The following is a 7154-nucleotide window of genomic DNA, read 5'->3' as shown; positions in this document are numbered from 1 at the left end:
AACCTGGCCAATCCAACCAATTCAATACAATAAATTGGTATCAACAAACTTGGCACACTATTGAGTTCTCAAACAACAGACACACCCGGCACCACCACAACCACACGGTCGCGGATCGCTCCGGAGCAACTTCCCAAACTTACCCGGCCCCGGAAGTCTTTGCAAATCCGCATTCCTGCGCCTCACATTCCCCCGGGAAGGCCCCCACCCGGTAAACCGCACACACAAAGTGGGCCATTTTCCAGGCTGTTCAGAAGGGGGTCGGTCGCTATCTTTCCGCATCAGCGGCGGCGACTCGAATTACTTTACACGCGCCCGGCACCCCACGCAAATCCACCCCGGAAGGGGGCAAGATCCCCGGAAATCCGGGCCAAACCGCACCGCTAAGGGAGAAGGTGGCCCGCCGGCGTCGTAGTTGGTTTCTGTGTGGTGCGTCACCCTGCGGCGGGGAGCCAGCCGCTGCGCCTGAACGGCGGCTTAACGCAAGAAAAGCCGGCAACCATGTGGTTGCCGGCCCTTCTCAATCCGCTGGTTTCAGGAGTGCCGAATTACCAGGAAGACTTCGTGATGCCCGGGAGCTCACCGCGGTGAGCCATGTCGCGGAAGCGAACACGGGAGATACCGAACTTCTGGAACGTACCGCGGGGGCGGCCGTCGATGATGTCGCGGTTACGCAGACGGACGGGCGATGCGTTACGGGGCAGCTTCTGCAGGCCGAGGCGTGCAGCTTCGCGTGCTTCGTCGGTTGAGTTGGGGTCAACCAGGGCCTTCTTCAGCTCGAGGCGCTTTGCAGCATAACGCTCGACGATGATTTTACGCTGTTCGTTCTTAGCGATCATTGACTTCTTAGCCATGTGTTTAGCGCTCCTCTCGGAATTCGACGTGCTGGCGGATTTTGGGGTCGTACTTCTTCAGGACCATACGGTCCGGGTCGTTACGACGGTTCTTGCGCGTCACGTAGGTGTAACCCGTGCCCGCGGTCGACTTGAGCTTGATGATCGGACGTACGTCCTTGTCCTTTGCCACTAGAGCTTCACTCCTCGTGCCAGGATGGCGGCTACGACTACGTCGATGCCACGCACGTCGATGGTCTTGATGCCACGCGCAGAGACCTGCAGCGTGACGTTACGGCGCAGGGACGGAACCCAGTAGCGCTTCTTCTGGATGTTCGGGTCGAACCGGCGCTTGTTGCGTCGGTGCGAGTGCGAAATGCTGTGTCCAAAGCCCGGCTCGGCTCCGGTCACCTGGCAGTGTGCTGCCATGACGACTCTCCTCAAAATAAATGAAACGGTTGGCAGAGTTCCCGCTTAACCGTGCGTTAGGCAGCGTCCGCATCCGGTCCCACCCACCTCCGGTAAGTCCGCAGGAATCAGGCAGACGGCCAAAGACCGGTTGCTTTCCTCACTGCGGCGAAGATTGTGGGCCACGGGCACCGGGGAGCGGCTAGCTTGGGGCAAGCCACTACGAAGTGCCGGGATGCTGGGCGAATACAGGAGTGCACGCAACTTGAGCCCCTAACTACCGGCCGCCGGTACCGTCGATTTCTCAGACAGCTTCCGTCAACCGGAGCAATTGCGCATGCTCCGCGCCACCTAGCGCCTACCAAGTCTACGAGCTTGGCGAATTAAAGACCAATCCTGTAGCCCCGGGGTGTATAAGGCTTTCAGGACCCGACGGGAATGTCATACTCCCGCCGTAGCATTTTCACAGCGAAATAATAGGCAACCGGGACAGTCTAGAGCCATGAACACACAACTCCTGGCGGCCCGGCCCGCGGCTCCCCGCCGCGCTCCCGGAGCCAAGAACCCTTTCAGGGGGCAGCACCGCAGGCGGCTTTTGCGAGCCGATCTGCTCACGGTAGTTGCGTGGGCATCCGTGGCTGCAGCCCTCGCGCTGTGGCTGGCCGACGGCGGTGCCAGCGGCTTTTCGACGCCGGCAGGCGCCGTCACCGCGCTGGGAATCGTCGCCGGCCTGACGGGCATGGACCTCGTACTCCTCATGCTGCTTCTGGCCGCTCGCCTTCCGTTCATTGACGGGGCAGTCGGCCATGACCGCGCCTTGGAGTTCCACCGCAAGCTGGGCAAACCGGCGCTCTACCTCCTGCTGGCGCACGGTATTCTCATCGCCATCGGCTACGGCATGACCGATGGAATCAACCCCGTCAGCGAGGCCGTGAACTTGTGGGTCCAAGTCCCCGACATGTGGCTGGCCTACGTGGGAATGGCCCTATTCATCGCCGTCGTCGTGACTTCGCTGGTGGCCGTCCGGCGTCGATTCGCCTACGAATTCTGGTATGCCGTCCACCTGCTCACCTATGCTGTCGTGGTGACCTCCATTCCGCACCAGTTCAGCGTCGGAGGCCTCTTCGCCGAGGGCACATGGCAGCGCTGGTACTGGCTGGCTGCCTGCATCGGCACCGGCGCAGCACTCCTGCACTACCGGGTCCTGGAACCGATCGTGGCCACGACCCGGCACAAACTGACCGTCAGCCGCGTCGTGCAGGAAGCTCCCGGCGTCGTCAGTATTGAGATGACAGGGCACCACCTTGACGAACTCGCGGGAACCGGCGGCAGGTTCTTCATCTGGCGGTTCCTCGCCCCCGGCATGTGGTGGCACCCGCACCCTTTCAGCCTCTCCGCAGAGCCCCTCCAATACAGCGCCAGTGGCTCCCTGCGGATCACCGTCCGCAACCTCGGTAAGGGCTCGTCCCAGTTGGCCCGGCTGAAACGCGGCACAAAGGTAGCCATTGAGGGCCCCTACGGACTCTTCAGCACTGCGGCCCGGAGCCGGAACCACGTCGTGATGATTGGTGCCGGCATTGGGATCACCCCCATCCGGGCGCTGCTGGAAAGCACCCCCATCACCCCGGGCAACGCCACCGTGATTCTGCGTGGCCACAGCGAAAAAGAACTGTACTTGGGCAAGGAGATCCTGGACCTTTGCCAACGCCGCGGCGCAACGCTGTTCCACCTCACCGGGCGCCGCCCGGCGGGCGTCCAGACTTGGCTGCCCGCCGATGCCGCCCGCTCGGGATACCGGCTGGCGAGCTACGCACCAGACATCGCCGAGGCCGACGTCTACGTCTGTGGACCGGCAGCCTGGGCCCAAAACGTCCTCCACGACGCACGCGCGGCCGGCGTGCGGGAAGATCAGCTTCACTACGAAAGGTTTGACTGGTGAGAATCCGCGCAGCAGTTTCAGCAACCCTGGCTTCCGCCGGCATCCTCCTGGTCGGATGGCAGTCCGGCAGCCACGTGACTCCGGCGGCAGGTTCCTCCGTCGGCACCTCTGCCGGAACGAACGGCGCGTCCGCCGCGGCGGGTGGCACGTCCGGGGGTACTTCCACCGGCAGCACCTCGGGAGCGGCATCAGGAACCGGGACGGCCGGTTCGACGGGAACCACGAGCTCAACGGCCGCCTCCGGGAGTGGGGGCAGGACCTTCGCCGGCTCCGTGTCCCAGACCCGGTTCGGGAATGTCCAGGTGCAGATCACGGTCAGTTCAGGAAAGATCACCGATGTAACGGCCCTCCAGCTCACGGATGAAGACCGACGGTCCGTCTCCATCAGCAACCGGGCGGCGCCCTTGCTGAGGTCGGAAGTCCTCCAAGCCCAGTCTGCGAATGTGCAATCCATCAGCGGTGCCACTGTCACGAGCGACGGATACCTCACATCCCTCCAGTCGGCCCTCGATGCAGCGCATCTCTGAGCCTGCACTCCGGTCCCGGACTTTCGGCAGCATGGGAACGGCCGTCAGCCTCACCGTGCCGGCCGACCCACAATCCGGGGACGGCGTCGCGTTGGAGGCGGCAGCGGTTATCGTCGAACAGGTTTTCACGGCACTCGACCAGAGATTTAGCCTGTACCGCCCCGATTCCGAGGCCAGCAGGCTGGCGCGCGGTGAAGCCACGCTCCGGAACGCGTCGGCGGACATGCGGAACCGGTATGCGGAGGCCGCCAGCTGGCGGCTCCTGACCGAAGGTGCCTTCTCTCCCGAGCGGCCTGACGGTGTACTGGACCTGTCCGGAATCATCAAGGGCTTCGCGATCCAGCAGGCAGGCGACGCACTACTGGCACTGGGGATCGAGGACTGGTGCCTGAACGCCGGCGGTGACGTGCTGGTCGGCGGTTCGCCGATGCCGGGCTCCGGGGACCCCTGGCAGGCCGGAATCGTGGACCCCGGGGACCGCGAAGCGCTGCTGGCCGGACACCCGCTGGGCGGTTCCGGCTCTAAGCGGGCCCTGGCCACCTCCGGCTCCGCCGAACGGGGTGATCACATCTGGACCGTCAGCACCGGCGGCTCCGAGTTCCGCCAGGTGTCCGTTGCAGCGGCGGAGATTGTCACCGCAGACGTGCTGGCGACGGCGATCGTCGCTGGCGGCACTGCCATGTTGAACCGGGCTACAGCAAGGTGGGACATCGACGTGCTCGCCGTCCGCTGCGGCGGCGAACTGCTCGCTACGCCGGGATTCCGGGCCTAGCTTTCCGGCCTAAAGGTGTGTGAGCTGGCCGTACCGTGGCTGGAGTCCGTCGCCTGAGGACTTGCCGGTGACGCGCCGCACGACCCATGGGCCGGCGAATTCGCGCACCCAGCGGGCATTCGCGCGGATGGAGTCGGCCCGGCCCAGCTCCGGGACCGGAGTCATGGGCGGTACGTCGATCGAGTGCTCGTGTTCCAGGACCGTGAGGACGCGCTTGGCCATGTTGGCATGGCCGGCTGCGGACATGTGCATCCTGTCCGTGGCCCACATACCCCAGTCGTAGTACTCGCTGAAACGCCAGTAGTCCACGACGAGGGCGCCGTGGTCGCCCGCGATGCCCCGCACGAGTTCGTTGTAGATTGCGGTGCGGCCGCGCATGGTTCCGAAGATCTTGGAGCTCCGGGCGTCGAAGCCCGTGAACATCACCACGGTGGCGCCGGTGTCCTTGAGCTTGCGGATGGCGGCGTCATAGTCCACCAGCACGTCGTCGATGTCGATCCTGGGGCGGAGGATGTCATTGGCCCCCGCGTAAATGGTCACCAGGGTGGGTTTGAGTGCGACGGCGGCATCCACCTGCTCTGCCATGATCTGGCGCAACTTCTTGCCGCGGATGGCGAGGTTGGCGTAGCCGAAGGTCGGATCCGCCGCTCCCAGCTGCTCTGCCACCCGGTCTGCCCAACCGCGGACACCGTTGGGGCGGGCCGGATCGTCGTCGCCGACGCCTTCCGTGAAGGAATCGCCAAGGGCCACGAAGCGGGAAGTGAAATCCATGCACCAAGTCTGCCAGCAGTTGCCGCGGGCAACAAAGGCGGTCCGTGACGGCGGCCGGCGGGCCGTGACGGGGCTCAGCTGTCGCGCAGGATCCAGTGATCCTCGTCCAGGCGGCCCACGATCTTCTCGCTAATGCGCGCCAGGTCCGCGACGTCAGCCGGGCTCAAGGCGTCGAGAAACAGGGACCGCACCGCTTCGACATGGCCGGGGGCGAGTTTTTCGATGGTGGCCATTCCCGCGTCAGTGAGGTGTGCCGTGGTTACGCGCGCGTCGCCGGGGTGGGGCTGCCGTTCGAGCCATCCGCGGTTCTGCAGCTTGGTGACCACGTGCGACAGCCGGGACAGGGAGGCGCTCGTGCGCGCAGCGAGTTCGCTCATGGGCAGGAACCGGCCCTCGGCCTCGGAAAGCATCGCCAGGACGTTGTAGTCGAACAAGGAGAGCTTGCCAGCAGCGTGCAGCTGGGTGTCCAGGGCTGCCGGCAAGAGGGTGTTGATGCTCAGCTGTGCCAGCCAGGCGCGGCGTTCGTCGGCATTGAGCCAGCGCGGTTCAGTCATGGCATCATTCTAGGAGACTTGAAGCTTGACGGTTCAACTTCGCGCTTCATCCCCGGGAAGATTCCCTCTGTCCGCCGCGGGCTACCGGTAGGCTGACCGTATGTACGTTGTCTCCCTGACCTACAAGGTCCCCGAAGAGATCGTGGACTTCCACCTCCCCGCGCACGTGACGTGGCTGCAGGACGCCTTCGAGGCCGGTGTCTTCCTGGTCGCAGGGCGGAAAATCCCCCGCACGGGCGGGTTGCTGCTGTCCAACGCGGACCGGGCCAGCCTGGACGCAGCCCTGTCCAAGGACCCGTTTTACATCAACGGGGTGGCCGATTTCGAGGTCATGGAATTCCACGCCAATCGGGTGGCGCCGGGCTACGAGAACCTGCTGGACAGCTGATTCCTGACCGGCGTCAGTCTGTAGGCAGTTTCTTGAGGCCGCCCTTGCGCGGGACCCGTACCGGTTCAGGCCAGCGCGGCCCGAGCCGGTCACCGAGCGTGACACCGCGCACCTTGCGGCCGAAGAGCGGCAGCACCCAATCGTGCACCCACCGCCGCTGACGGCGCTCCCACTCCCTGAGACCGGCCCTGGCGGGCGGATCCCATTCCTTGGGCCGGATCGTATGCGGCACCCCGAGGTGATCAAGGACCTGCGCCGCGAGATATTTGTGGCCCGCCTTGGACATGTGCAGACGGTCCGAGTCCCACATCCGGGGGTCGTGGAAGGCTTCGAAGCACCAGTAATCCACCAGGACGGCCCCGTAGCTGTCGGCAATCTCACGGACGCGCCGGTTGTAGAAGGCGTTCCGCTTCTTCAGCGGCTCCAGGAGCACCGATACCTTGACGTCGAACCCGGTGAACAGCACCAGCGTCGCTCCGCTGCCGGCTAGAGCAGCCACGAGGGCCTCGTAGCGGGACATGAGCTGGTCCATGTCGGTGCCGAAATCCATGATGTCGTTACCGCCGGCATACAGCGTGATCAACGTCGGCTCCATGGCGAGTGCCGGCTCCAGCTGTTCATCGATGACGTGGCGCAGCCTTTTGCTGCGGATGGCGAGGTTGGCGTACTCCCAGCCAGGCTGCGACTTGGCCAGCTTCTCCGCGACCCGGTCCGCCCAACCCCGCACTCCGTTCGGCAGGCGCTTGTTGTAGTCGCCAACGCCTTCGGTGAACGAATCGCCCAACGCGACGAAGCGCCGTCGTCCGTCCCTGTCAGGAAGTAAAGGATTGTCGGCCACCCCGGCACGCTACAGAGCCCAAACGGCTGGCAGGCAACGGCAGGGTAAACACGGGGTCGCTTTCGGCCCATCCCGGCGGGGATTTCGGGCGCAAGATGACCCCGCGTTGTTGTGGTTTGGCCGG

10 protein-coding genes are annotated in these 7154 nt (G+C 64.6%); 4 read left to right on the top strand and 6 right to left on the bottom strand.

Annotation, left to right across the window (positions count from 1 at the left end; all coding sequences use genetic code 11):
- Nucleotides 1-548 precede the first annotated feature (548 nt).
- Genes rpsN through rpmB form a run of 3 tightly spaced genes read right to left on the bottom strand, consistent with a single transcriptional unit; the run spans nt 549 to nt 1262 of the window.
- Complete coding sequence (rpsN, locus tag AC1DES_RS14550) at nt 549-854, bottom strand: 30S ribosomal protein S14 (protein WP_268020102.1); 306 nt, start codon at nt 852-854, stop codon at nt 549-551.
- A 4-nt stretch (nt 855-858) separates the two neighbouring features.
- Complete coding sequence (rpmG, locus tag AC1DES_RS14545) at nt 859-1026, bottom strand: 50S ribosomal protein L33 (RefSeq protein WP_013602737.1); 168 nt, start codon at nt 1024-1026, stop codon at nt 859-861.
- On the bottom strand, nt 1026-1262 hold the full coding sequence (rpmB, locus tag AC1DES_RS14540; protein WP_011693744.1) for a 50S ribosomal protein L28: 237 nt from the start codon (nt 1260-1262) through the stop codon (nt 1026-1028). Before rpmB ends, rpmG begins: the two co-directional genes overlap by 1 nt.
- Nucleotides 1263-1743: 481 nt before the next feature.
- Here rpmB and AC1DES_RS14535 point away from each other — a divergent pair, with 481 nt between their 5' ends.
- Genes AC1DES_RS14535 through AC1DES_RS14525 form a run of 3 tightly spaced genes read left to right on the top strand, consistent with a single transcriptional unit; the run spans nt 1744 to nt 4479 of the window.
- Nucleotides 1744-3180 carry a ferredoxin reductase family protein gene (locus AC1DES_RS14535; protein ID WP_476896418.1) on the top strand — a complete coding sequence of 479 codons (1437 nt, stop codon included), beginning with the start codon at nt 1744-1746 and terminating at the stop codon, nt 3178-3180.
- The gene (locus tag AC1DES_RS14530) at nt 3177-3707 is read left to right on the top strand and encodes an FMN-binding protein (protein WP_476896417.1); all 531 of its coding nucleotides are present in this window, start codon (nt 3177-3179) and stop codon (nt 3705-3707) included. The genes AC1DES_RS14535 and AC1DES_RS14530 overlap by 4 nt, the downstream gene beginning before the upstream one ends.
- Before the next feature lie 31 nt (nt 3708-3738).
- Nucleotides 3739-4479 (top strand): FAD:protein FMN transferase, encoded by a 741-nt coding sequence (locus AC1DES_RS14525; protein WP_476896416.1) that lies wholly within the window; start codon nt 3739-3741, stop codon nt 4477-4479.
- A gap of 9 nt (nt 4480-4488) precedes the next feature.
- Here AC1DES_RS14525 and AC1DES_RS14520 read toward each other — a convergent pair whose 3' ends face one another.
- Together AC1DES_RS14520 and AC1DES_RS14515 are read right to left on the bottom strand one after the other, a co-directional pair.
- Nucleotides 4489-5250 carry an SGNH/GDSL hydrolase family protein gene (locus AC1DES_RS14520; protein WP_476896415.1) on the bottom strand — a complete coding sequence of 254 codons (762 nt, stop codon included), beginning with the start codon at nt 5248-5250 and terminating at the stop codon, nt 4489-4491.
- Nucleotides 5251-5324: 74 nt separating this feature from the next.
- Entirely contained in the window at nt 5325-5804 is a 480-nt protein-coding gene (locus tag AC1DES_RS14515) for a MarR family winged helix-turn-helix transcriptional regulator (protein WP_476896414.1), read from the bottom strand.
- 100 nt (nt 5805-5904) lie between these two features.
- Between AC1DES_RS14515 and AC1DES_RS14510 the strand changes: the two genes are divergently transcribed.
- Complete coding sequence (locus AC1DES_RS14510; RefSeq protein WP_476896413.1) at nt 5905-6192, top strand: YciI family protein; 288 nt, start codon at nt 5905-5907, stop codon at nt 6190-6192.
- Between the two features lie 13 nt (nt 6193-6205).
- Here the strand turns inward: AC1DES_RS14510 and AC1DES_RS14505 are convergent, their stop codons facing one another.
- Entirely contained in the window at nt 6206-7030 is an 825-nt protein-coding gene (locus AC1DES_RS14505) for an SGNH/GDSL hydrolase family protein (RefSeq protein ID WP_476896412.1), read from the bottom strand.
- Nucleotides 7031-7154 lie beyond the last annotated feature (124 nt).

Source organism: Arthrobacter sp. 05T442, from assembly GCF_056395945.1.
The sequence above is the reverse complement of the archived record's forward strand: the minus strand, read 5'-3'. Positions and strand labels throughout refer to the sequence as shown.